Annotated in this window: 19 protein-coding genes and 1 other annotated feature; all 19 genes read right to left on the reverse strand. The window is 37.2% G+C overall.

Annotation, left to right across the window (positions count from 1 at the left end; translation table 11 throughout):
* Positions 1–4: 4 nt before the first annotated feature.
* The 19 genes from O7776_RS13700 to lon all read right to left on the reverse strand — a co-directional run bounded on the left by O7776_RS13700 (position 5) and on the right by lon (position 26,225).
* A complete protein-coding gene (locus O7776_RS13700; protein ID WP_274307586.1) occupies positions 5–598 on the reverse strand; it encodes a Maf family protein in 594 nt (197 codons plus the stop codon).
* 104 nt (positions 599–702) lie between these two features.
* On the reverse strand, positions 703–1,317 hold the full coding sequence (locus tag O7776_RS13705; protein ID WP_274307587.1) for a translation initiation factor 2: 615 nt from the start codon (positions 1,315–1,317) through the stop codon (positions 703–705).
* Positions 1,318–1,436: 119 nt separating this feature from the next.
* A complete protein-coding gene (locus tag O7776_RS13710) occupies positions 1,437–3,116 on the reverse strand; it encodes a GGDEF domain-containing protein (RefSeq protein ID WP_274307588.1) in 1,680 nt (559 codons plus the stop codon).
* Positions 3,117–3,186: 70 nt separating this feature from the next.
* A complete protein-coding gene (locus tag O7776_RS13715; protein WP_274307589.1) occupies positions 3,187–4,440 on the reverse strand; it encodes a bifunctional folylpolyglutamate synthase/dihydrofolate synthase in 1,254 nt (417 codons plus the stop codon).
* Entirely contained in the window at positions 4,441–5,706 is a 1,266-nt protein-coding gene (locus O7776_RS13720) for a bifunctional folylpolyglutamate synthase/dihydrofolate synthase (protein WP_274307590.1), read from the reverse strand.
* Between the two features lie 102 nt (positions 5,707–5,808).
* Positions 5,809–8,451: a valine--tRNA ligase gene (locus O7776_RS13725; RefSeq protein ID WP_420802122.1), complete on the reverse strand. Its 2,643-nt coding sequence runs from the start codon at positions 8,449–8,451 to the stop codon at positions 5,809–5,811.
* A gap of 62 nt (positions 8,452–8,513) precedes the next feature.
* Positions 8,514–8,772: a binding site (T-box leader), on the reverse strand.
* 361 nt (positions 8,773–9,133) lie between these two features.
* The gene (locus O7776_RS13735) at positions 9,134–9,763 is read right to left on the reverse strand and encodes an alanine racemase (protein ID WP_274307592.1); all 630 of its coding nucleotides are present in this window, start codon (positions 9,761–9,763) and stop codon (positions 9,134–9,136) included.
* 176 nt (positions 9,764–9,939) lie between these two features.
* Positions 9,940–11,229, reverse strand: coding sequence for a glutamate-1-semialdehyde 2,1-aminomutase (hemL, locus tag O7776_RS13740; RefSeq protein ID WP_274307593.1), 1,290 nt, complete (start codon positions 11,227–11,229; stop codon positions 9,940–9,942).
* Between the two features lies 1 nt (position 11,230).
* Positions 11,231–12,211: a porphobilinogen synthase gene (gene hemB / locus O7776_RS13745; RefSeq protein WP_274307594.1), complete on the reverse strand. Its 981-nt coding sequence runs from the start codon at positions 12,209–12,211 to the stop codon at positions 11,231–11,233.
* Positions 12,208–12,951: a uroporphyrinogen-III synthase gene (locus O7776_RS13750; RefSeq protein WP_274307595.1), complete on the reverse strand. Its 744-nt coding sequence runs from the start codon at positions 12,949–12,951 to the stop codon at positions 12,208–12,210. The genes hemB and O7776_RS13750 overlap by 4 nt, the downstream gene beginning before the upstream one ends.
* Positions 12,941–13,873, reverse strand: coding sequence for a hydroxymethylbilane synthase (hemC, locus tag O7776_RS13755; protein ID WP_274307596.1), 933 nt, complete (start codon positions 13,871–13,873; stop codon positions 12,941–12,943). The genes O7776_RS13750 and hemC overlap by 11 nt, the downstream gene beginning before the upstream one ends.
* Positions 13,874–13,891: 18 nt before the next feature.
* Positions 13,892–14,719, reverse strand: a complete 828-nt coding sequence (gene ccsA, locus O7776_RS13760) for a cytochrome c biogenesis protein CcsA (protein WP_274307597.1) — start codon at positions 14,717–14,719, stop codon at positions 13,892–13,894.
* A gap of 288 nt (positions 14,720–15,007) precedes the next feature.
* Positions 15,008–16,363: a glutamyl-tRNA reductase gene (hemA, locus tag O7776_RS13765; protein WP_274307598.1), complete on the reverse strand. Its 1,356-nt coding sequence runs from the start codon at positions 16,361–16,363 to the stop codon at positions 15,008–15,010.
* 217 nt (positions 16,364–16,580) lie between these two features.
* Complete coding sequence (locus O7776_RS13770; protein ID WP_274307599.1) at positions 16,581–19,559, reverse strand: VWA domain-containing protein; 2,979 nt, start codon at positions 19,557–19,559, stop codon at positions 16,581–16,583.
* Positions 19,560–19,571: 12 nt separating this feature from the next.
* A complete protein-coding gene (locus O7776_RS13775) occupies positions 19,572–21,014 on the reverse strand; it encodes an S-layer homology domain-containing protein (protein WP_274307600.1) in 1,443 nt (480 codons plus the stop codon).
* Between the two features lie 94 nt (positions 21,015–21,108).
* Positions 21,109–22,806 (reverse strand): phosphate ABC transporter ATPase, encoded by a 1,698-nt coding sequence (locus tag O7776_RS13780; protein WP_274307601.1) that lies wholly within the window; start codon positions 22,804–22,806, stop codon positions 21,109–21,111.
* Between the two features lie 183 nt (positions 22,807–22,989).
* Entirely contained in the window at positions 22,990–23,163 is a 174-nt protein-coding gene (locus tag O7776_RS13785; protein ID WP_274307602.1) for a YjfB family protein, read from the reverse strand.
* Positions 23,164–23,301: 138 nt separating this feature from the next.
* Positions 23,302–23,883 carry a ribosome biogenesis GTP-binding protein YihA/YsxC gene (gene yihA, locus O7776_RS13790; protein WP_274307603.1) on the reverse strand — a complete coding sequence of 194 codons (582 nt, stop codon included), beginning with the start codon at positions 23,881–23,883 and terminating at the stop codon, positions 23,302–23,304.
* Positions 23,883–26,225, reverse strand: a complete 2,343-nt coding sequence (gene lon / locus O7776_RS13795) for an endopeptidase La (protein ID WP_274307604.1) — start codon at positions 26,223–26,225, stop codon at positions 23,883–23,885. Before lon ends, yihA begins: the two co-directional genes overlap by 1 nt.
* Positions 26,226–26,399 lie beyond the last annotated feature (174 nt).

Raw genomic sequence — 26,399 nt, forward strand, 5'->3', positions numbered from 1 at the left:
ACTCCTAAACGTGTAGTTTTAGAAGTTGTAATGTAAGCATTTTTTGGACTAAAGACGCAATCGGTAGACCAACGACATTATTATAATCTCCTTCAATTCTGTCAACGAGTAAGGCGCCACTCGTTTGAATGCCATAACCACCAGCCTTATCAAACGGATCTTTTGTTTGAACATATGCTTCAATCATTTCATCCGACACTTCTTTAAAAAGTACTGAAGTTTTCTCGACAATAGTATGCTCTGTACCATCTGCTAAAACGATGGCGACCGCTGTCATAACCATATGACGATTACCACGTAGCTGCTTTAAATGCGCTACCGCTTCTTCATGTGATGTTGGCTTATGTAAAATTTGGTCGTTAAAAACGACAATTGTATCGGCCCCAATGATGCATTTTTCGGGACATTTTGCTGCAATATCACGTGTTTTTAAGAGCGCAACCCCTTCTACATAATCTTCTGCTGTAAAAGCCTCTACACTTGTTTCTTCAACATTACTCGTTACAACCGTAAATGGCACACCTAACATCGATAATAATTCTTTACGTCTCGGAGAAGCTGATGCTAAAACGAGCTGTTCATTAGTAGTAAAATTCATATTCCAATCCTCCCACTACTATAGTAAACGACAATTTCGGTTTTGAAAAATGTCCTTATTCGATATTAGGTATGAATTTTGACAGTTTACACATATTTCTCAGTTCAAAAAGTTACTTTCATGCAATCTAGCTGTTCAAAATAATTTTTTGTTAAATGGAGGCGAATGACATTGGGATTTGTTGTTAGCTTCAACACTTCTTCCGCACGATCGACCCAATCTTCTGGAATTGCAGTTGTATCAGCCTTATCAACGGATTGTAACGTGAGCCATTTCGTATCTTTCAATGTTTTTGGCAATTGAAGCTGAGCTGCATTAGGACAACTACTATGAAGCGTAAGTTTTTTATAAAATGCGCTCGGCACAACCGTTAATGCCGTTTCCACCTTTTCAATATCTAGTCGCGACCATACAAAATATTGTGAATCTATTTCAATAATTGCTGATTTATTTAACGTTGGATACCCCGCAACAAATTGTTCCGCGCTTTCAGAAGACGAAAATACACCATGTTGCAACGCATAAAAAACTTGTACAACTTCTTGTTGTTCTTGTTGTTCTTGTTGTTGTACAGCCGTTTCCACAACTGAATCAACATCTTGTGCTTTTTCCTCAGTCGGCATTTTTAAAAGCATGATTAATAACAATACCCCAATGATTCCTGTCATACTTCCAATAAAAATCGCTTGAAAGACTACATTATTTTTTATTTTTTTCATTTATTAATCACCTCAACTCTTTTAGCTCTACTCTAGCAAAATGTGCATAAAAAAAGACGAGACTAATGTCGTCTCGCCAAAAAAATTTTTCGATCTCATTCGAGCTAAACAGACAATCGCTACTTAAAAATAGCTACACGATTACGCCCTGCCTGCTTTGCCCCAACATATAATGCCTTATCAGCAAATGTAATTAAATCTGATAATTTATTTGTATGCTCTGGAATACTAGCTACCCCAATCGATACCGTCACATGCACTGCCATTTCTTTTTTTAATTGCCGCTCTAATACTGTAATTTGAAATGATAGCGTTTCTATCACTTGACGATAATGTTCAGCTAATTTTAGTGCTTCATCGGAAGTCGTATTCGGTAATAATATTACAAACTCCTCTCCACCATAACGAGCCAAAACATACTGTTCATCAACAAGTGCCTGTAAGTGAGCCGCGAACTCTTTTAAAATACTGTTTCCATTTTCATGACCATACGTATCGTTCAAACGTTTAAAATGGTCAATATCTAAAATGATGGCCGATATATTATCCATTTTATGTTGAACTAACTGTAATTCCATTTCTTCAATACGTTCAGTTAGATAGCGATAATTGTACAAATTTGTCAATGCACATCGTTCACTTTTATAAATCGTTTCTTCTATGACCGATTTATGCTCCAATGCCGTTTTATATGCCGTCACTAGCAGTTTACAATGTTCAACTTGAACTTTGTTAAACGCAAAAAGCGCATCACTTTCTAGCACAAGCATCGCTGGATGATCGAATTGATCAATAGGAATGACCAATAAAGATTCTGTTTTAATATCCGTTTCCAGCCAGTGTTCCATTTGCAAATAGGCACGTTTTTTTATATAGTGAATCTTATTTTCAGCAAATACTTTTTGTAACAAATTAAGCTGAAACCGGTCGATATAACGTTTTTCAGGCTGTGCATTATTAAAAATAAAATGTTCCTCTGTTTCATAAACAACGGAAACTTGTTTTGCTCCAGTAACAAGTATCACCTTTTGTAAAAATTCTTTTGTAATTTGTTGCTGTGTTTCATAATCATTAAAATTCACTTGGAATTCCATGACATTTTCTAATGTTGCCGACTTTTGCAGCGTGGCATCATAATTCCGATAAATTTTTACAGTAATTATGTAAACTAATAATGCACCTACAACTGCATACTTTCCATACATTAAAAAATTCGTGTACAATGCAGTACCTAACAGTACAAAAAATATGGAACTTAACACCTCTCCAAAAAGCGACTCTTTATATTTAACTAAGTTCAAACCTTTAACTTGCTTATTTAAAGTCATTATTACAACTCCGCTAAAAAGAGCAAATATTGCATAAAATAGACAGTTCACCAACAGCATTTGTAAAAAAGGCATTGTATCAAATTCAAAACCGAATATCGTAATGATTGTATAAGACAACAAAGGTCCAACAAAAAACACCATCGCATAGATTGGGTAATGTGAAAAATTCCCCAATTTCATACGACTTATTAATAAAAAAGCGAATATAGCTAATTGATAATACAGTATCATCAATGGTAAACCGTACAAATATAAAACCGGAATCATTATCCAAAAAATATTAATGCGTTCCATTTGTCCATATTTCAATGGATAACAAGCCGCAAAAATTGTTACTAACAATAATCCTAAAAATGTATATATATCCATCTGATGTGTAGGCACTTTATCAAATAATAGAGCCAGCATAATCGTCACAACTAAAAAAACAACAGCATTTGATCTAATTTTATTTTCATTGCTAAACATATTTCCCCCACTAGAAAACACTTAAGTTCTACCATAGTAGCAAACTAGTGATATGATGTCATCTGATTAATCACAAGAGGGTAAGTTTTTGTCGTATCTCGCTCAATAAATAGAGTGAACCCGTCACAATTAGTACTTTTCCATTCTTTGTTGGCATTTGTAACAAAGTACCTACATTTGATACAATCGATTTTTCAATTACGTTACTTTTTTCCAGTAATTGCTGCGCTGGCATAGCACGTGGATTATCAATATCAACAAAATAAAACGTCTCACTAACTTGTTCAAGCATGTTCAAAATGGTATCTACATCCTTATCGGCCAATAAACCAACGATAAATTCAATCCTTTGCGTTGGAAATTGTTGATGGACTGTTTGTACAAGCATTTCGATACTTGCTGGATTATGTGCACCATCAAAATATACATTTGGTAACACTTGTTCAAAGCGACCTGACAATTTTGCTTTGCTGATTGCTTGATTTATTTTTAGTGCTTCCACTGGCAAATCAAATGCTTGAAGCACTTGTAAAAAAGCGGAAATTGCTAGCGCCATGTTTTTCCCTTGATGTGGTCCTAAAAATTGACGTGATAATTGATCAAATGAAAAGCTATTTTTTACGTGAGTATAGGTTTCGCCTTGCGCTGTATACGTCACAATAAATTCCCGCCCGTACTGCTCAATTGACGTATTTTTTATTTGTGCTTCCTTTTCGAAAATAAATTGAACCTCTTGAGGCACTTCGCCAAGGACAACTGGTCGCCCCTGCTTAATAATACCTGCTTTATGTGCGGCTATACTAGAAAGTGTATTACCTAAAAAATTCGTATGTTCAAGTGCAATACTCGTAATAACTGAAACTATCGGATTTACTACATTTGTACTATCATCACGCCCGCCCATCCCTGCTTCAATCAGCACTAAATCAACATGCTGCTGTTTAAAAAACACAAATGCGATAACTGTTAATAATTCAAAATCAGTTAGTTTCCCACTTAAACCACATTCATGTAATTGTTGAAAGATTGCGTCTAGTTGTTGTGCTGTAATATTAACACCGTTTATTTGAATTTGGTCGTGTACATCAACAACACATGGTGACATAAATTTCCCAACAGACAGACTATATTCACGTGCCATCGCTTCCACAAACGTTAATGTAGATCCTTTCCCATTTGTACCAGCAAAATGCACGACCTTTAGCTCCTTTTCAGGACTTCCGAGTACTTTAAGAGCTTGTTCAATCGAGGCTAGGCCTGGTTTTATAGCCGTATCACTCGCAACCTGCCAACGTTCTTTATAAACATCTAATAACGGAATCATTTATAACCACCCTTTACACAAAAAATAACTACGTACTTCTGCAATAAAATACAGTGAACCTGTGATGACAAGTACATCATCAGCTGTTAAATGAGCCATTTTTTGCTCAACTAGCTCCATCCAATTCCCACTAGCAAACTTCTGTTGATGATTACTTTGTTCAAAAAGCTGCCTTGCTGTAGCTGCCCGAGGTAAGGTAATTTGTGTGAAATTCATTTCTGAAGCGACTTGGTCCATTAACTGGATGCTTAGCGCATGATCTTTATCTTGCAGCGCAGCATAAATAAACACATATTTTTTGTTTGGAACGACTTGCTGTAATGTTTCAATAAGCGCCGTTGTTCCTTCCGAATTGTGAGCACCATCTAATACAATATTATTACGTACCCATTCGAAGCGACCTTCCCATTTTGCTTTTTTCAATGCGTCACGCAATTTCACTTCATCCAGCTCTTGTAAAAACAGCTTTGTAGCAGTAATAGCAAGCGCGGCATTTGCTATTTGATGCTCCCCCAACATTGCTAGCTCTACATCTTTTAGCATGAACTCACCTACATAATCAAAACGTACTTGGTTTGACTTTGCAAAAAATTGCTCACTTAATGTATAAATTGGTGCCTGTAACTTATGCGCGGTTTCTTTAATGACCGACAAAGCTTCCTCATTTTTCACACCGACTACTACCGGTTTTCCTGCTTTAATAATGCCCGCCTTTTCCGCTGCTATCAGTGCATATGTGTCACCTAACATATCGGTATGCTCTAATGAAATCGTCGTAATAACCGAGACCTCTGGAATAATGACGTTTGTCGAATCTAAACGTCCGCCTATGCCCGTTTCAAGAAGTGCAACATCCAACTTTTGTTCAGAAAAATAGACTATAGCTAACAGTGTCATAAATTCAAAAAAGCTTGGAAACTTCCCATCAAGCTTGTCTACAATGACCCTTACCAAAAGATTAGCAATTCGCAAAAAATCCTCGTCTAATATTTGCTGCTTGTTAATTGTTACGCGCTCGTTGGCACGCTCTAAATGCGGCGAAATAAAAGCACCTACTGTTAAACCATGTGCCATTAATATTTCACGAGTAGCATTTAGTGTCGAGCCCTTACCATTTGAGCCAGCAAAATGAATAAATTTCGTTTTATGTTGTGGATTACCTAGTGCTCCTAAAATAATATGTGCTGATTGTAAAGGCTCTCCCTTATACTGACTTGCCTTTAAGCGAAAAATAAAATCTGTGCACTGCTCCATCGTTTGAAACATGTCGTTCTCTCCCTAGTTACATGTATATGCATATTGTATTAATTCTTAATTATAGCGAAAAAAAAGAAAAGAGGTACCGAAAATTCGGTACCTCTAAGAAAATTACATAGCCTTTAACTCAGCAATGCGTTTTTCTACTGTTTCGTATTTTGCTTCGTAGTCTGCAAGTTTTTCACGTTCCCCGGCTACTAAAGCTTCTGGCGCTTTTGAAACGAAACGCTCATTTGATAATTTACCCGAAACTAATTTTACTTCTTTCGCCCATTTTTCCAGCTCTTTTTCAAGACGTGCAATTTCTTCATCAATATTGATTAAGCCTGCTAATGGCATGAAGATTTCTGCGCCTGAAACAACCGCTGACATCGCTTGAGCTGGTGCTTCAAGTGTCGCACCAATTGTTAAGCCATCTGGGTTACAGAATTTTTCGATATAGCCTTTATTTGCTTCAAGTACAGACGCAGTTACAGCATCTTTTGCTGAAATTGTCATTGCTACTTTTTTGCTCATAGGCGTGTTTACTTCTGCACGGATATTACGAACTGAACGGATAATGTCCATTAATAGCTGCATGTCGCCCGCTTCCGCTTTGAAATCAAATGTAGGGTTTACAATTGGCCAAGCTGCTACCGTAATTGAATCACCTTCATGCGGTAAGTGCTGCCAAATTTCTTCTGTTACGAATGGCATTAATGGATGTAACAGGCGCATTGTATTGTCTAAAACGTAAGCAAGTACAGAACGCGTTGTTAATTTTGCTGCTTCATCTTCACCGTATAATGGTAATTTCGCCATTTCGATATACCAAGAACAGAAATCATCCCAAATGAAGTTGTATAACTCACGGCCTACTTCACCGAACTCGTACTTATCAGATAATGTTGTAACACGCTCGATTGTTTCATTTAAGCGACTTAAAATCCACTTATCCGCTGTAGAAAGGTCGCCTGTTAAATCGATTTGCTCGAATGTTAAGCCTTCCATATTCATTAAAGCAAAGCGTGACGCATTCCAAATTTTATTTACGAAGTTCCAAGTAGATTCAACTTTTTCAGTTGAGTAACGTAGATCTTGACCTGGTGAAGAACCAGTTGCTAAGAAGTAACGTAAAGAATCGGCACCATATTGCTCGATTACTTCCATTGGATCTACACCATTTCCTAGTGATTTAGACATTTTGCGTCCTTCTTCATCACGTACTAAACCATGGATTAATACATCTTGGAATGGACGTTTGCCCGTGAATTCTTTCCCTTGGAAGATCATACGACTTACCCAGAAGAAAATAATGTCATAGCCAGTTACTAGTGTGCTTGTTGGGTAGTAACGTTTGTATAATGCGTCTTCTTCATTTGGCCAGTTCATTGTAGAGAATGGCCATAATGCAGATGAGAACCACGTATCAAGCACGTCTTCATCTTGAGTCCAGTTTTCTTTATCTGCTGGAGCATCTTTACCTACGTAGATTTCCCCAGTTTCGTTATGATACCATGCAGGAATTTGGTGACCCCACCATAATTGACGAGAAATACACCAATCATGAATGTTTTCCATCCAGCGGTTATACGTATTTTCGAAACGGTTTGGTACGAAGTTTACTTTTTCTGCTTCATTTTTTTGCATTTCTAATGCTTCTTCAGCTAATGGGCCCATTTTTACGAACCATTGTGCCGAAAGATATGGCTCTACTACTGCGTTTGTACGCTCAGAGTGACCTACTTGGTGTACATGTGGCTCGATTTCAACAAGTACGCCCGCTTCTTGTAAATCTGCTACAATTTGCTTACGGCATTCGAAACGATCCATGCCATTGTATTTTCCAGCAAGTTGATTCATTGTGCCATCTTCGTTCATAATTAAAATACGTTCTAAATTATGACGGTTCCCTACTTCAAAATCATTCGGGTCATGCGCTGGTGTCATTTTTACAACACCTGTACCGAAGTCCTTATCAACGTAATCATCTGCAACGATTGGAATTTCACGGCCTACGATTGGTAAAATAACCGTTTTCCCTACTAAGTGTGCATAGCGCTCATCTTCTGGGTGAACAGCAACACCTGAGTCACCTAACATTGTTTCTGGGCGTGTTGTTGCAACGCGTAACACACCAGAGCCATCAGCAAGTGGGTATTCCATATGGTAGAATGCACCTTCTACTTCTTTATGAATAACTTCAATGTCAGAAAGGGCAGTTTTTGCAGCTGGGTCCCAGTTAATGATGCGTTCGCCGCGGTAAATTAAATCTTTTTCGTATAATTTTACAAATACTTCATTAACTGCTTTTGATAAGCCTTCATCTAATGTGAAACGCTCTTTTGAATAGTCTAATGCTAACCCTAACTTCGACCATTGCGCGCGAATGTGAGAAGCATATTCATCTTTCCATTCCCATGTTTTTTCTAGGAATTTTTCACGACCTAAATCATAACGTGTAATACCGTCTTCACGTAATTTTTGTTCTACTTTTGCCTGTGTTGCGATTCCTGCATGGTCCATACCTGGTAACCAAAGCGCATCGTAACCTTGCATACGTTTCATACGGATTAGAATATCTTGTAATGTTGTATCCCATGCGTGACCAAGGTGTAATTTCCCCGTTACATTTGGCGGTGGAATTACGATTGAATAAGGCTCTTTATCGCTAGTTGGGTCTGCTTCGAAAAATTTACCGTTTAACCACCATTCATAGCGGCCGGCTTCTGTTGACTGTGGATCATACTTAGTTGGCATTGTCATTTCAGTCATGTGTATCTCTCCTTTTAATAAAAAACTTTTTCAATGAAATCAAAAAACTCCCTTCGTCTTTAAAAAAGGACGAGGGAGTTAAGTCGCGGTACCACCTTTAATTCCGGTCGGGTTTAGTCAAGCGCTCGCAAAATATGCGGCGTTACTATGCCCAAACGGCACTTCATTCGATAACGGTGTTTAACCGGCACTTAGCTACTAACTGTTCACTAAGTCAGCTCCTAGGCTACCTTCTGTAAGGACAATGTGGAAACTTTGCAGCTACCGTTTCCTCTCTAATACATTGTTGCTTTACGTACTCTTCCTATTCAACGCTTCAAATATTAAGTTATTCTTTATTTTATGATGTTTTGCGTAAAATTTCAAGTATCACAATTTACACGGAATGATTATTTGTAACATATACTGACCTAAAGGAGTTTTCTAAATGCGTAAAAATTATAATCCATATTTATTGCCTCCTTGGCTAAGAAAATTTCGCTTTTTAATGCGACATTGCATTGTTCCATTAACGGTTTTTCAAGCAATTCGCACTCTTATTTTCCCAACTACTTTGGACATTATCTTATTGTTTATTTTGATTTTATTTTGTTATTTATTTTTAACAGATTTCATTTAATTAAATTTCCCCAAAATAAAAAAGGCAATAAAGAATAAGTCTTATTCTTTATTGCCTCGTTTCTTATTTTTTGGATGCATTTAACTGTACTTGTACAACACTATAGGCTTCCGCTAATTGGTCAAAAAAGTCAACTTCTTCATTCGAAATTCCTGAGGATTCTAAGATGGCAGCTTTCACCATTTTTTGTGCTTGCTGAAGCTGTTCATTTTCCTCATGCGTAACCGTAATTTGATGTTCTTGTTCGATATGGGCAACCGTAATTGGCTGTTCTTGTTCGATAACCTCTATTTTCTTTTCAGCTTCTTCTTTTTCTAGGTCACAGCTCACTTCCCACTTACAAACACATTCTCCACGCTCATTAACAGTTACAACCGATTGGAATGTCTGAATTTTAATATTCGCCACTTCCTCATTCGGTACATCGATCGAGAAAGGTAACGCGTATTCGAAATAGGCCTCGTCCTTTTCAATATCGAGATGTTCAATATAAATACCATCTTTCGAATTCGATTCGTTTTCTTTAAAATCAAAGTGCATATGACCTTTTAATACATAAACACCCTTTACGATGATTGAATCTGCATTCACTTCACTTTGCCAATTTGGCTCTACTTTTATGATAGAGCCTTCCTGTACAGTTCCAAAATGTTCAGGAAAGCGAAGTACCTCACTCATCTCCCATTTTTGCATTAAAACCGCCTCCTCCGTTTACTTTATGCCAAAATGCAATAAATAGACCAAGTATGAATAATTGTCCAACTATGCAAAAAATATTTACCTCATTTCCCCAGTTTAACTTGCTGTATCAGTTTTTACTCAAAAAAAGACCATTGTTTCCTGTGTAAACGAAACAATGGTCTTTAAATTTATCTTGCTAATTTCTCAAATACGGTATGGAAAGCAGCAACTGTTTTTGCAATATGTTGTTCTGTGTGAGCTGTTGAAAGGAATAAACCTTCAAATTGTGATGGTGGTAAGAAGATTCCTTCCTCCGCCATTAATTTAAAGTACTCCGCAAAAAGTGCTAAATCCGATGTTTTAGCAGATTCAAAATCAACTACGTTTTCATTTGTGAAGAAGAAACCAATCATAGAGCCTGCACGATTTACTGTGTGTGGAATGTTGAATTTCGTTGCTGCTGCGCGGAAACCTTCTTCTAATTGATCACCTAACTTTTTGAAATATTCATAAGAAGCTGGTGTTAATTGCTCTAATGTAGCACGGCCTGCTGTCATTGCAAGTGGGTTACCGGAAAGTGTACCCGCTTGATAAATCGGACCTGCTGGCGCGATGTTTTCCATAATTTCACGTTTACCTGCAAACGCTCCTACCGGAAGACCACCACCGATTACTTTCCCTAATGTTGTTAAATCAGGTGTTACACCGTAGTAACCTTGTGCACAGCCATAGTCTACACGGAATCCAGTCATAACCTCATCAAAAATTAATACCGTCCCATGTTTTTCCGTTAATTCACGTAAGCCGGTTAAAAACTCTGGCTTCGGCGGAACAACACCCATATTACCTGCTACTGGCTCAACGATAACCGCCGCTAATTCTGAACCGAATTTTTCAAAGACAATTTTTGCTGCTTCTAAATCATTGTAAGCAACCGTTAATGTATTTTTTGCGATATCTGCTGGAACACCAGGAGAGTCTGGTAAACCTAAAGTAGCAACACCAGAACCAGCTTTAATTAATAGCGAATCGCCATGTCCATGATAAGAACCTTCAAATTTTAAGATTTTATCACGCCCTGTATAACCACGAGCTAAACGCAATGCAGACATCGTTGCCTCTGTGCCCGACGAAACAAAACGAATCATTTCGACGCCTGGTACGCGGTCCATCACTAATTTTGCTAATTCATTTTCAGAAAGAGATGGTGCACCAAAAGAAGTTGCTTTCGCTGCTTGCTCTTGAATTGCTTGTACAACTTTTGGCTCTGAGTGACCTAAAATAAGTGGTCCCCAAGATAATACGTAATCAATGTATTCGTTGCCATCGATATCTGTAATCATTGCACCTTTACCTGATTCCATGAAAATTGGGTCTAAGTTTACTGATTTGAATGCACGTACTGGAGAGTTTACTCCACCCGGCATTAAATCAACAGCCTCTACGAAAGCTGCTTTTGATTTTTCATAACTACGCATATTATTTTTCCTCCAACCAACGGCAAACGTCTTTTGCATGATAAGTAATAATTAAGTCAGAACCCGCACGCTTCATACCTAATAATGTTTCCAGTACAACGGATTTTTCATCAATCCAGCCATTCCCGGCAGCTGCTTTAACCATTGAATATTCACCCGAAACGTTATACGCAACGACCGGAACAGGGAAGCTATTTTTCACATCACGAATAATATCCATGTAAGCTAATGCCGGTTTAACAATTAAGAAATCCGCGCCTTCTTCAATATCAGAAGTTGCTTCGCGAATGGCTTCCATACGGTTTGATGGGTCCATTTGATATGTTTTACGATCACCAAATTTCGGTGCACCTTCTGCAGCTTCACGAAACGGTCCGTAGTAGCTTGACGCATATTTTACCGCATAAGACATAACAGGAATATGTTCAAAACCAGCTGCATCTAACCCAGCACGAATGGCTGCTACGAAGCCGTCCATCATGTTAGAAGGAGCAATAATATCAGCCCCTGCTTCCGCTTGAGAAATAGCAGTTTGCGCTAATAAATTCAATGAAGGATCATTTAAAATTTGTTGGTTTTCAACAACTCCACAATGTCCATGATCTGTGAACTCGCATAAGCAAGTGTCAGCAATTACTAATAACTCAGGGTGTAATTCTTTAATTAATCGCGTTGCTTTTTGAACGATACCGTGTTCATGGTATGCACCTGAACCAACCGCATCCTTTTCAGCTGGAATTCCAAATAATAATACTGCTTGAATGCCTAGCTCAACAATTTCATCTACTTCAGTAGCTAAATTGTCTAGTGATAATTGAAACACACCTGGCATTGAGCTTACTTCGTTTTTAATATTTTCGCCTTCAATAATGAATAAGGGATAAATCAAATCTTCTTTGTGTAAGTATGTTTCTTTTACTAATGCACGCATCGCCGATGTTTGACGTAAACGGCGGTGACGTTGAAAATAAAGTTCTGTCATGTTGATGATTCCTCCACAATAAGCTGTTCAATGACTGCTTGCATAGTATAGATTTTAGGCTGAACACTTGGTGTAATACCATATTTTTCTAGTGCCGCCGTTGTTATATGACCAATAGAGGCTATTTTTACTTGATCCCATGAAATAGAGGTAGCCACTTCATTTGCATACACATCTACTGCGGATGGGCTAGCAAAAATAACGACTGGATTTGGTACATTTCGTATTCTTTCTTTCAAATCCTCTACGTACCGCTGATGAGCATGCGTTTCATAGACCGTCCATTCATCTGCGCCTGTGCCATCACGAATAGTGCTTTTTGCCATAGAGCCCCGTACAAATAAAGCACGTTCATTTGACTGTAACTGAAATTCTTTAATAAACACATCGGCACTATAAACAGTCGGTATAAAGTGAATCGGATAGCCATGCTTTTTCAGTAAGGCCGCTGTCTTTTCACCGACAGCCGCAATTTTAATCGTACTCGACAATGTTGTTAGAGCGCGTTCAAGTTTGTTTACAAAATACTTAACCGCATTTTGACTCGTAAAAATAAGCCAATTATACGCTGTCAAATTACATAAATAAATTTGATCTTCTTTCGTCTCTTTTTCAACTGTTTCAATTAACGGATAACAATAAACTTGACCGCCATGCTGTGTAATGCGTTCTTTGACAGACATGACAACACTTGAGCCCGTTAAAAAAATTGTTTTGTTAGCAAGTGCTTTACTCAACATCAAGCTCAGCCTTTACTTTTTGAATTAAATCAAAGGCACCTTGTTCTGTTAGTTTTGCTGCTACTTGTTTACCTAATACATCCGCATCCGTACCTGTTAACGTTTCTTTATAGCTTACAGAAGCATCAGGTGCTGCGACTAAACCAGTTAATGTAATTGTGTCCTCATCAACTGTTGCATACCCTGCGATTGGTACTTGGCAACCCCCATCCATAGCCGCTAAGAACGCTCGCTCTGCATTAGCTGTTTTCCAAGTAGGTGCATCTGTTAATTTTGACAATTGCTCAAGTAACTCTGCATCATCTGCACGGCACTCGATTCCTAATGAGCCTTGTGCTACTGCTGGTAGGCAGATATTCGTATCTAAGTACTCTGTTACGACTTCATCGCTCCATCCAAGACGTTTAAGACCTGCTGCTGCTAAAATAATCGCATCATAGTCTTCTGTTTCAAGTTTATTTAAACGTGTATCTACATTTCCACGTATCCATTTAATAGTTAAGTCTGGTCGTACTGTGAGAAGCTGTGCTGAACGGCGTAACGAGCTTGTACCAACAACTGCGCCTTCTGGTAAATCAGCAAATTTTACATGATTTTTTGAAATGAATGCATCACGAGCATCTTCACGTGGTGGAATACAGCCAATCACTAAGCCTTCCGGTAATACAGCAGGCATGTCCTTCATTGAATGCACCGCGAAATCGATTTCTTTATCATATAATGCTTGCTCAATTTCTTTTACGAATAAGCCTTTACCACCAACTTTTGAAAGCTGAACATCTAAAATACGGTCGCCTTTTGTAACGATTTCTTTAATTTCAAATTCAAACGGTACACCAGCTGCTTTTAATTCGTTAATAAACCAGTTTGTTTGCGTTAATGCTAATTTACTTTTACGTGAACCTACAATAATTTTTCTCAAGTTATTCCGACCTTTCTGTTATACCCATAGATGGAAATTCGATAGTTTGCTGCCGAGAAAGAAATTTACGACAACAAGTAAAAATAAATAAATATGTACGCGTGCATACATCGTACCTATTAATGTGCCTTTACGGTGCAATACAAAAATAATTAAGTACACGACTGACACAACAAATGAGCCAATAATTTTCACATCAAAAATTGAAATACCTTCTAACGTTAAAAATGCCCATTCCAACCCTAAAATTAAACTAATTAATAATAAAGGAACACCAATAATTGTTGAATAATTAATCCAACTCATCGTTTGCTGTAAATTCGGCAAGCGCGACCATAAATTGTTCCATTTCTTTTGCTTTAATATGCGATACAAAATCAAATACAGAATGGCAAAGATAAACGCCACAGAAAATGCCGCATAAGAAACAATCGCAAAGCTAATATGAATAAGTAGCATTTCAGAAATTAGCGCTTCTCCAACTATTTGTTGTGCTGACTGTGGTGCAATTAAATGAATCGACATAAAAACAAAACTCAATACATTTATAAAGAACACCGGCAGATCAACACGGACAATGCAGTGTAGGACGATTGACAACATTGTAAGTAGCCATGCATAGATAAAGACACCTTCATAGAGCGATAATATCGGGAAACGTTTCGTCTCTATGACAAACAAGACTAAATAAATCGTTTGCAATACCCAAACAATCGAAACAAACCAAAATGCAACACGCCTACATTTCACATTTTTATATAAATAATCAATAAAATATAGCACGATACTGAGCGCATAGAGAACAATTATGAGCTCATATAATCTTGCCATAACTAAATCTGTCATAAGCTCAATCCCCTATTTGAAATTTGCTCCAATAACCCATTTCTAGTTATGTTTAGAGAAACATCTTCCACACTAAATCGTGCGAATTACTATCATTTCTAATGTAGACTTCCAAAATTTTATACTTGATAATCTACAATAAAAACGACCAATCATAGAATGTCCTAAAACATATATGAAAAAGCGTTTTCGCTATCTATAATTTTACCATATAGATACGAAAACGCTTATGTTTTATTTGAAGAAAGTACGTCAATATGGCCAGATTTCTATTGGCGAAGCGTTCTATTAATAAGACAAACGTGGCTCAAAATTTGCCTCTTGAAGCTGTTCATCTTGCTGTGCCTTTTGTTGCATTTGTTGCACTTCATGTTCCACATCTTCTTCAATCCCAAAAATTTGTTGGAATAATAAAAGCTGTACCGCTGCTTCATTTGAATTGGCCAATTCTTTCGCCTGTAAAATAGGATTTTTTAATAATTGATTAATAATCGATTTCGTATGTTTATTTAAAATTTTTCGCTCACGCTCTGTTAAATCAGGCATTTTGTTTTCAATACTCATCATCGTTTCTTCTTGAATCGATGCCGCTTTCTTACGTAATGCTGAAATAACTGGTACTACACCCAACGTTTTAAACCAATCTTTAAATTCAACAATTTCGTTTTGAATCATTGTCATAATTTCATTTGCTGCACGTTCTCGCTCTGCTAAATTGGCTTGTACAATTCCTTGTAAATCATCGATATCATATAAGAAAACATTTGGTACGTCGCTAATTTTTGGATCTAAATCACGTGGTACCGCAATATCTACCATAAATAACGGGTCGCCTTTACGGAATTTCGCGACGTCCTTCATTAAATCGTAATCAATGACATAGTCAGTCGCACCTGTTGAGCTGATTAAAATATCCGCCTCAAGTAGCGTACATTGTAATTCATTCATTGCCTTAGCATCACCATCAAATTTGGATGCTAAATTTTGTGCCTTTTCAAAAGTACGGTTAATTACTGTTACTTTCCCAACGCCATTACCATGAAGATTTTGAATCGCTAGCTCACCCATTTTACCAGCACCTAAAATCGCGACATGCTTGTTTTGTAATGAACCGAAAATCTTCTTGGCTAACTCAACTGCTGCATACGAAACAGATACGGCATTTTCTCCGATCGCAGTTTCACTATGAGCACGCTTGGCAAACGTTACAGCTTGTTTAAATAAGTGATTATAAATAGTTCCCGTTGTCCCTAATTCTTGACCTTTTAAGAAACTTTTTTTCACTTGACCTAAAATTTGGGTTTCACCTAACACCATCGAATCAATCCCCGCAATTACACGGAATAAATGATCTAGCGATGCTTCCTCCTCACGAATGAATAAGTGATCCTCAAATTGTTCCATTGGGATGTTAAACCAGTTCGCTAAAAATTGCTTTATATAATGACGGCCTGTATGTAATTGATCTACAACCGCATAAATTTCTGTACGATTACATGTAGAGATAATTACATTTTCTAATATACTTTTTTGATTTTGTAGCGCTTCCATCGCATTCGGAATATCAGATTCGATAAATGATAATTTCTCTCGGATTTCGACTGGCGCTGTTTTATAATTCAAGCCTACTACCAATGTATGCATGAATCCCCCACACCTCACACGTTCTAATTCACAAAGCTTATTGTATCATATTTCCAACATAATTCACGTAAATATTGTGAACATGCTATGAATAAAATGTAACACACTTAATTAGAATAATTCTAATGTAAGTTTACCAAAGTTCTCTTAATAATTCAATGCGTTCGACTCAGAAAAAAGCTACACCAAAAGTTTCCTTTTAGTGTAGCCAATATTTTTACATATTATGAATTTTAGTAGTGATAACATTTCCAGAAGCATCTAACGCTTGGAATTCCACTTCTGTGTAGAGATCAAACTCTGGGAATTCATATAAATTTGGACGGTGCATATACCGTGAAGATCCACGCGACGGTAAGTCATATTGTGTGTTACCGCTTGGTGAATGGAAAATAACACGCACACCTTTTACATCTGTACAGCTTGTATTAACATCCGCAATCAACGTTACTTTTGTTGGTTCAATTCGTACATCCGTATTATTGAATAATGTATCCCCAACTAAGCAGCTATTATTGCTAACAGGTGTTTTACATAAAATCGAATTAATAATCGATTGTAAAGCACCATGTAAATTCTCAATCTCTACAATATTTTGGTAAGTACCTTTTGTTTCAGATGCGATATCTTTTAACAGCTTTTCGTTCACTTGCTTGTACGAGCCAACGGAAACAGTATGAATCGCAATTCCTTGTGCATTTGCTTTTCGAAGCACTTCATCTAAGCCATTTGTATTTGAATAACCGTCTGTAATTAAAACAATTGCTTTATTCGTAAACTCATTGGTTGTGAAGTTATTTAATGCCGTATTCAACGAAGCGATTAAATTTGTACCGCCCGAGCGCTTTTGATCTAACAAGCTTTCCATATTAGCGACTTCCTCTGCCTTACCTTGTGCTTCAAAGGTTGCTCGTGTGTTAAAACGATACACATGCGTTGGATTTGCATTCACTTGCTTCACTGTTTGCTTTATTTTGCCTCTTGTTGCGTTGGCAGGATCCACTTTATTCATCGAACCTGAATGATCGACTACAAACATTACTTCAGATTCTAGTGAACATAAATTATTTTCATATCGAGGGTTTGCAAAAATTGGTGCTGAAATGGTTTGCCCTTTCAATGAACCTATCACTTTATCGTAACGTGGATCTAAGTCAACCAAACGTACCTTGACCTCTGATTTGCCATAAATAATATCATCGAAGAATACAACGGCCGAGCCTGGGCTACCTGTGCCGGTATTGTAGTCTTTTGTGTTTGTATCGAATGACACAAGCTTCGATTTACCGTTATACGTCACTTCGACCGTTCCGTAATAATCGGTAATGATGACCCCACCTGGTGCAACAAGGTTTACAATTATTTTCGTATAACGATCCATGCCTTCTGGACGCTGTTCCAATTCTTGCCCTGCAAGTAACACATCTATTTTGGCAATGGCACCTAGTAATTTACCGATTAAGTCTGCTTGTTCCTTCTGCAATAAGTTTTTATCCACTTGACCTAATCGTTCATACATTGCTTGAATCACTTTTACCGTTTCAGCATGGGCTAATGTAATATCATCAGCAGGAGGTAAAAATTCTTTAATTAAATAAATAATAACGGCGTGTACTTTGCTCTCAAATTGATCTAAATATTCTTTACCAATAACGCCTTGTAAATCATATGTGGCACGGCCTTCACTATTTAGTGTATACATCACTTTTGCAGTGCCTACGCCTCCCCAATCAGAGTCTTTATCTGCGCCATAAATCATATAATCTAAAATTTGTTCAAATAACCAAACGGAAATGATTTGACCTTCTAACTTTAATTCAGCATTTCCATATTGAATTTCATCAGATTCGACGTCACCTTGCGTTAAAACACCTTGTTCGTTTGTGTAGGTTTCCCATTTTGAACCTGTCATTAATTTCGTATCAACATCATAATCCGTTACTGTAATTTCTCCATTCACTGTAAAAGGAACTGTTATTGTACCTACCTTCCCTTGAGGCAGCGCTGGTAATGGCTTAGATCCTGGATCAACGTTGCCGCCATTCCAATCTTTTTGCTCTGGGTCAAATACTTGATACGTAACACGTAATTCTGGCCTTGGAATGTAACGAACAGACGTTTTAATTACTTGATTTTTATATGTGTAATATTTGTCTGCTGGGTTAACCATTTCAAAGCTAATCGTATCAACAATTGATTTTGTTAAGGCTGGTGCGGTTACATAAACGTTTAAAAATGGACCATCCGTGTAAACAACGCTCGCTTCACCACTAGTACTTGTATTCGTTTCAGAAATTTTCGCTTTTGCTTGTGATGCTACTTTAAATGCTAAAGATTCATCATAAGGAATGTCATTGCCATAACTGTCACGCAAATCAATTGTAATAAGTGTAGAATCTACACCATTGGCAATTAATTCTTCTTTTGCTACGTTAATACTTTTTACTGCCTTATAAACATCCGGACGTTTTTCCTTGTCATCTGTGCTTGAACCTGGCTTAGATGGAATCGTTACCGAATTATCTTTAGATGTTACAAAGTTTGGAGGCAGTGTAATTTTATTATTGTCTTTACCTGTTGGTGATGATGTTAGCCCTTCGATTGATAGCTTCCCTTGCTTATAAATACGATACATAAATACAGCAAAATCACCGCGTTTCAGCGTATTCCCCGATACATAGTCCTCAAAGGTTTTCTTTCCTGTTGTACCTGCTGTAATTTCATTCATATATAAATAACGAACAGCTTGAACCTCTGATAAATCTAATCCGTTCGCCGCCGCATAAATTCGAGCAAATTGCCCTCTATTTACTGGTGATGTACGTTTGTTTGCATTAGCAACACCATTTAATGGGATATTTAAATTACCATAATAATTATATAAAATCTCTTGCATTTCTCGCTCTGACTTACCCTTTAAATCAAGATGAAAATTCTCATCTAATTTTGAAATAAAATGAAGTAGCTGCCATTCTTTTACAGAATAACCTCCGTCAAATTTATTTCCTGGAAACAAGTCCAAATAATTATTATCCACTGCCCATTTAATCGCAGTATACTTCGGATTGTTCGTTGAAACATCCGAGATTTTCGTGTTAGCCGCCGCCTCAACTGGTGACGCACTAAATGGTAACGCCGTTGAAAGAATCAGTACACAAATTACTACTAGCGCCATATATTTTTTTATATTTTTCATATTAGCACTCCCCTAATTGTAGAACAAAATGTTGTCGCGATAGTTTTCTTTTAAATCTGTTTCTAAATAACGTAAGAAGCGCTCAATAATAGCTGCTGACTCGGCACGCGTTAACGTACTTTTCGGATAGAAGTAACCATCATCCCCCTGCAGTAGCCCTATTTCTGTCGCTACATAAATCGAATCACGAGCATAGTCTGAGATTTTGTAATCATCCTTGTACTCAGTTGCATAATTTGGATCTGGAGCTTTCCCTTCAAGTCCTAATGCACGCACTAAAATCGTCGCTGCTTGTTCACGTGTTAAATAGCCATCTGGTTCAAATGTTTGCGGAGTAATCCCGAAAATGACACCTTTTTTAACTGCCGCCTCTAAGTAGTTATAATCTTTCATTGAGCGCTTGACATCTTTAAAAATCGTAGTTGCCGTCTTAGTCTTAGTTTTCTTTTCTTCTAATACACGAATATCAATCGCTTTACCAATGGCAATCGCAAAATTATAGCGTTCCTCTGGTGTATTTGGAGAATAGAAATTCGATTGATCATCTAAAATTCCTAACGAATAAAGCTTTTCAATTGATTCACGTGCCCAGCTTGATGAAAGGTCACGGAACTTAGGTATCTTTAGCATCTCAATTTTTGGCATATACTCGATTTCAAGTGCTACCTTTCCACTAGCATCAGGTAAATCATATTCATATTCTGATAATGTATCCGCCGAGCTAATCGTTTTGTAATTGCCTTTAAAGCTCGATAAGCTTGCATCACTTTCGTTGTACTCTAATACGCGAGATTTCGCAGTTGAAATTTTATTTTTTACAGTTCCGATTTTTCCATCTGCGAAATAGATTTCATAATCTGTTATTTGTGTCTCAGCTGAACCCCAGAAGTTTTCATAGCCTTCATCTCGGCTATTAATATGAATCGTAATTTCTTCTGGTTGTGCCTTTTTCCCACTACCAACCGATGTATACGTTTTGCGTGCAATCGCATTGCCTGCATAATAATCTGAAGCAGGGCGCTTATCTGTTACTGCACTGTCTGAAAGCTGGTAGTCCGCTAATGTATACGTGCGGTTATTAGCTACAATTTTCTCAGTAAATTTCGTAACGCTACCTGTTGCAGTACTTTGACCAATTTGATCGTAGTTTGTTACATCATATGTATAAGCATAGTTACGCGTAAGCTTTTCGCCATTTGGTCCAGTTAACGTTAATTTATAAGTTTCAGTTAACTTCCCTTTATTTTCTTTTATTGTGACCGATACATCTTTATTAGTGCCTGTAAATTTAATTGGTTTACCCGTTAAAAAAATATATTCTTCGTAATCGTATTCATTTTTAATGCCACCAGTAAAATCCAATGACTGTGCTGAACTCTTTTGCGGCACCATCAGCACTAACATCAGCAAGCATGAGAAGGCTGCTGAAAAAATAAATTTAAATTGCTTGTTCACTCATACATCCCTCATCTCTCTATGTACTTCTATTTTTAACTTTCTCTAAAAACATTGATTGGCATGCGAGTATTTCCCTCGCATGCCATCTTACTTATTCGCTTACCATTAAGACATAAACATCAGATGTTGAACGAGCAATTGCCGTAATATGATCTGATTTTTTAATATCATTGATTGTAATGACTTTACCATTTTTGACAATCATCGTTTTCGATAAATCCAATGTTAATGCCCCATATCGGAAGCTCCATGACCCATCCTTATTCCACTGACTACTATTTTTCACTGACATTTTTTTCGTATTATAGTTAATGTCATCGACACGACCAGTTAAGGTTAATGTCGCTAACTTCTCACCAGGAACAAAGTGAATACCTTGTATATGACCGTCCTTCTCATAGAAATAACCGTAGTATGGGTTTGGCGAGTTTGTATAGTTATCATACAAATCTAAATCTAATTCAGGAATGACTTTGAAATTTGAAGAACCATCTAATTCAGACGCAACTGTTGAATTACTAAATGCAAACTGCGCATTTGACTTATCTGTTTTCCAGAAATGATTATTAAAGCGCTCAATATCTGTTAATTCTAATTGATATGCGCCCATATCTGCTACATCAATACGTGCAAAGTATAGACCGTATTTCGATAAATTTGGCGCTAAGAAGCCATCATTTGTAATATTGACGATATGTGCATAATCGTTCTTCGTTGCACCATCTGTCAGTACAAAGGCAGTTGTAGAGATAGGTGTTTGCTCTGTATTTAACGCAATTAATCCCTCTGGTTCTACTAAACGGCCATTTCGAATTAAAATCGAACCGTCATGATATTGAACCTTTGATACGTTTTTTAATGAAATGGTATTAACATCCAATGATACATATTCAATCGGCTGATAATAGGTACGCTCATTTTTAGCTAACACAATAATTTTGTCGACTACTTCTTTACTAAATTGCTTTTTCGTTACAAAATATAAATCACTATTTTTATAGTTTATTAATTTTGATTTTGAAATCTTTTTGTTGCCTACATAAATCGATGTATTATTCGTCAATGTGAATGTTTGCTGCGCTATCGTATCTTCTGTGCCGAAACGCCAATTCAACAGTGGATGCGCATTTTTAACGACCATTGTATTTTTCGTAGTATTGACTGTGTTTAAATTTGCCTTATACAAATCTTCTACCATTACCGCAGTTGAAATAATATGAATTTCCGACACGCGAGATGTAGTTGCCGTTTCAAACTTGAGACGAACACGATCCCCAACATAAATGGTACTTATATCAACTGAAGAATTATCTTTAAACACTTCCGTATTGTTCGTTACAACAAAGGTTTTTGTTGAAGAACCATCAACCTTTACACGAATTTGTAAGCCATTTGGGTCAACCGATGTCACGCTACCTGAAAGCTGCTTACTATTCGATACAATCGAACCATCTTCAATATTCGTTGTGCCACGCATTTCTTTAATTTTACCATTCGATAATTTAATCGTTACTGGCATGCCATTTTTGAAGCCAGCAATCGTTGTTAGCGTATTATTTATGTAGTAAATGCTATTTGCAGCTACTTGGAAAACCCCTGTAGTACCATTGCTCTTTTGTAATGAAATACTCTTTAGTGTACGTGTTACACTACCATCTTTATTTTCCGTTTCACTATATTGCGCCTTTACAAATGTATATGTAGTTGCTGCCTCAGCTTGCTGTCCTGTTGGAAACATTGCTAAAGCAATAATAATTGCTAGTAATACTGTTGCCCATTTTTTTAGCAATTGTTCCGCCTCCCTTAAGTTACTTCTACATAATAATTTTATCAAAATAAATTCATTCATCATCTATTAATCAAAATTCGTAACAAAACGCTCGTAATATTTGTATAATTTGTAAAGCTCAAATGAACTATCCCCTGTATTAAACAAAAAAATAATGAGCGTTTTTAATTTTGGTCAAACATTTTAAACCGATACGTCAATTGCATGACCAGAAGTTGGGTGTGGAGCATCTAAAATTTCAAGTACTTGCTCGGTAGATTGTTCTTGAAATTCCATCGCTTTTTTTGTTACAGCCAATGAAACATTTTGCATTAATTGTGCTTGTTTCATCGACATCGCTAATGCTGCAATATCCATATGTAGCACCTCCCTACACCTTTTATCGACAGTCCATATTAAATATCAAGTCATTTTGATTTGTTTATTGGGAATATTATTGAATTTTCCCAATAAAAAAGCAATCTCACAGACAAACATGAGATTGCTTTTTCATTCTTACATACGTCCTTCGATTTCAGCCCAAGCTTGCTCGAAACCAAGACCTTTTTCTGAAGAGAAAACGAATAATGGATCTTCCTTTTCCATTTGTAATACTTCACGGACATTCTTTTTGTGTTTATCCCATTTACCTTTAGGGATTTTATCTGCCTTCGTCGCAACAACAATTACCGGAATGTTATAATGCTTTAAAAAATCATACATCATTTGGTCATCGTTTGTTGGATTGTGGCGGATATCGACGATTAGCACAACCGCTCTTAGCTGTTCGCGACCCATGAAGTACTTTTCAATCATTTTCCCCCATGCAGCACGTTCAGTTTTTGACACTTTCGCATAACCATAGCCTGGTACATCAACGAAATACAATTGTTCTTCAATTCGATAGAAGTTTAACTGTTGCGTTTTACCCGGCTTTGACGAAATACGTGCCATCGCTTTACGGCCAATCATACGATTAATGAACGAAGATTTGCCGACATTCGAACGACCCGCTAACGCAAACTCAGGTAACCCATCTTCTGGGAACTGTTCTTCTCGGACAAAACTTCCGATCATTTCAACGTTGTGGACTTTCATTACTTTTTAAAACCTCCATCTAGTGCAATAGCTAGAACTTCTTCAGCTTGTGACACTAGTTTAAATGTGAGCTGCTCACGAACTGTTTCAGGAATATCATCAATATCGCGCTCATTGTCTTTCGGAATAATAATCGTCGATAGTCCTGCACGATGCGCACTTAACGATTTTTCTTTAAGACCACCAATTGGTAATACGCGACCACGAAGCGTTACTTCACCTGTCATACCTACCTCGCGCTTAATTGCTTTACCAGTTATCGCTGAAACAATTGCTGTCGTCATCGTAATACCTGCAGAAGGACCATCTTTTGGTACAGCACCTTCTGGAACGTGAATATGAAAATCATGCTGCTCGAAATAATCTGCATCTATGCCTAAATCGTTCGTAAGTGTACGGACATAAGATAGTGCGATTTGAGCAGACTCCTTCATCACATCACCAAGCTTCCCTGTTAATACTAACTTTCCTTTACCAGGCGCTAACGAAACCTCAATTTGAAGTGTATCGCCACCAACTGTTGTGTAAGCTAAACCTGTTGCTACACCAATTTGATTTTCCGTTTCGGCTTGACCGTAACGGAAGCGGTGTTTTCCTAGCATATCAACTAAGACTTTTGAAGACACGGTTACTTTTTTCTTATCACCAGAAACAATTATCTTCGCAGCTTTACGGCAAACCGTTGCAACTTGGCGTTCTAAGCCACGCACACCTGCTTCACGCGTATAGTAACGAATTAAATCAGTAATTGCTTCTTCCTTCATTAAAAATTGTGCCTTTTTTAAACCATGTTCCTTCATTTGCTTCGGAACTAAATGGTTTTTCGTAATTTCCATCTTCTCATACTCTGTATAGCCTGCAATATTAATCACTTCCATACGGTCAAGAAGCGGCCCTGGAATTGTACTTAAATCATTCGCTGTTGCGATGAATAAAACATCATGTAAATTATATGGCTCTTCGATGTAGTGATCGCTGAATGTACCGTTTTGTTCAGGATCTAATACTTCAAGCATCGCTGCTGATGGGTCTCCACGGAAATCATTCGACATTTTATCGATTTCATCAAGTAAAAATACAGGGTTTGTAGTACCCGCTTTTTTCATCCCTTGAATAATACGACCTGGCATCGCTCCAACATAAGTACGACGGTGACCACGAATTTCTGATTCATCACGCACGCCACCAAGTGAAATGCGGACAAATTTACGATCTAAACTTTCAGCAATTGATCGCGCTAAACTTGTTTTACCAACACCTGGAGGTCCCGCTAAACAAAGAATCGGACCACGCAATGAATTCATTAATTGACGCACAGATAAATATTCTAACACACGCTCTTTCACTTTTTCTAATCCATCATGATCGCGGTTCAAAATTTCCTCTGCAATACCAATATCAATACGGTCTTCTGTTTTTTCGCTCCAGGGAATCGATACTAGCCATTCAATATAATTACGAATAACACCGCTCTCTGCACTTGCTGCTGGCAACTTTTCATAACGATCTAATTCTTTATACGCCACTTTTTGTGTTGATTCTGGCATGTCTGCAGCTTCGATCTTTTTACGTAGCTCTGAAATTTCACCTGTTTTGCCTTCGCGATCACCAAGTTCTGTTTGAATCGCTTTCATTTGTTCGCGTAGATAGTATTCTTTTTGCGTACGCTCCATCGCTTGCTTTACTTTTGAGCTAATTTTCTTTTCTAAATTTAAAATTTCTTGCTCATCATGTAGACGGATCATTAAATGATCTAAACGTTTTTTAATATTTGTAATCGCTAATACTTCTTGCTTTTCACTAATTTTAAACGGCAAATGTGACGCAATTACATCTGCTAAACGCCCAGGCTCTTCAATATCTAATACCGATTCAATCGTTTCAGTCGTAATTTTATTCGATGATTTTGCATATTTTTCGAAGTATGTTAGCACTGTTCGCATTAATGCTTCCGTTTCAGAATCTTTATAATCTTCGTCCTCGAAAAGTTCTAAATCGGCAATTGTAAATTTGTCAGATTCTACGTAACGTAGCATTTTTGCTCGGTGTAAGCCTTCCACTAAAATACGTAATGTACCGTTTGGTAATTTTAGCATCTGCTTCACTTTGACTAATGTACCCATTTCAAATAAGTCTGATTTTACAGGAGATTCTACACGTAAATCTTTTTGTGTTACTAAAAAAATTGTGCTGTCCCCTAACATTGCATGTTCTAGTGCAGCGATTGAGCGCTCACGTCCCACGTCAATATGTAAAACCATCGTTGGGTATACTAAAAGACCTCTTAAAGGTAAAACTGGCATATTCGTTAATTTGTTTGTCACGCGGGTATTCACCTCCATCCAAATCTTTAAAAAAACCCGCATTTGTAGTATGTGTTAGTTTTTCATCAATTAAGCTTTGCTATACGTAGTCTCAATTTTTTCCGAGTTATTAAAAAATGTTCTTCAAAAAATCTGGGACATCAGCCAGCAGTTATCTTAATTCAGCGAGTTAAATATTCGCTTGAATTAAGT

It is taken from the genome of Solibacillus daqui (assembly GCF_028747805.1).
GTDB lineage: Bacteria > Bacillota > Bacilli > Bacillales_A > Planococcaceae > Solibacillus > Solibacillus daqui.

Excerpts from the sequence above, each read along its gene's own strand:
- O7776_RS13700 (WP_274307586.1), bottom strand. The coding sequence starts at position 598 with ATGAATTTTACTACTAATGAACAGCTCGTTTTAGCATCAGCTTCTCCG.
- O7776_RS13785 (WP_274307602.1), bottom strand. The coding sequence starts at position 23,163 with ATGGATATTGCAGCATTAGCGATGTCGATGAAACAAGCACAATTAATG.
- O7776_RS13705 (WP_274307587.1), bottom strand. The coding sequence starts at position 1,317 with ATGAAAAAAATAAAAAATAATGTAGTCTTTCAAGCGATTTTTATTGGA.
- hemL (WP_274307593.1), bottom strand. The coding sequence starts at position 11,229 with ATGCGTAGTTATGAAAAATCAAAAGCAGCTTTCGTAGAGGCTGTTGAT.
- ccsA (WP_274307597.1), bottom strand. The coding sequence starts at position 14,719 with ATGACAGATTTAGTTATGGCAAGATTATATGAGCTCATAATTGTTCTC.
- hemB (WP_274307594.1), bottom strand. The coding sequence starts at position 12,211 with ATGACAGAACTTTATTTTCAACGTCACCGCCGTTTACGTCAAACATCG.
- O7776_RS13770 (WP_274307599.1), bottom strand. The coding sequence starts at position 19,559 with ATGAAAAATATAAAAAAATATATGGCGCTAGTAGTAATTTGTGTACTG.
- O7776_RS13720 (WP_274307590.1), bottom strand. The coding sequence starts at position 5,706 with ATGTTTCAAACGATGGAGCAGTGCACAGATTTTATTTTTCGCTTAAAG.
- yihA (WP_274307603.1), bottom strand. The coding sequence starts at position 23,883 with ATGAAAGTCCACAACGTTGAAATGATCGGAAGTTTTGTCCGAGAAGAA.
- O7776_RS13750 (WP_274307595.1), bottom strand. The coding sequence starts at position 12,951 with ATGTTGAGTAAAGCACTTGCTAACAAAACAATTTTTTTAACGGGCTCA.
- lon (WP_274307604.1), bottom strand. The coding sequence starts at position 26,225 with ATGGAGGTGAATACCCGCGTGACAAACAAATTAACGAATATGCCAGTT.
- O7776_RS13710 (WP_274307588.1), bottom strand. The coding sequence starts at position 3,116 with ATGTTTAGCAATGAAAATAAAATTAGATCAAATGCTGTTGTTTTTTTA.
- hemA (WP_274307598.1), bottom strand. The coding sequence starts at position 16,363 with ATGCATACATTGGTAGTAGGCTTGAATTATAAAACAGCGCCAGTCGAA.
- O7776_RS13715 (WP_274307589.1), bottom strand. The coding sequence starts at position 4,440 with ATGATTCCGTTATTAGATGTTTATAAAGAACGTTGGCAGGTTGCGAGT.
- O7776_RS13735 (WP_274307592.1), bottom strand. The coding sequence starts at position 9,763 with ATGCAAAAATGGGAGATGAGTGAGGTACTTCGCTTTCCTGAACATTTT.
- O7776_RS13725 (WP_420802122.1), bottom strand. The coding sequence starts at position 8,451 with ATGACTGAAATGACAATGCCAACTAAGTATGATCCACAGTCAACAGAA.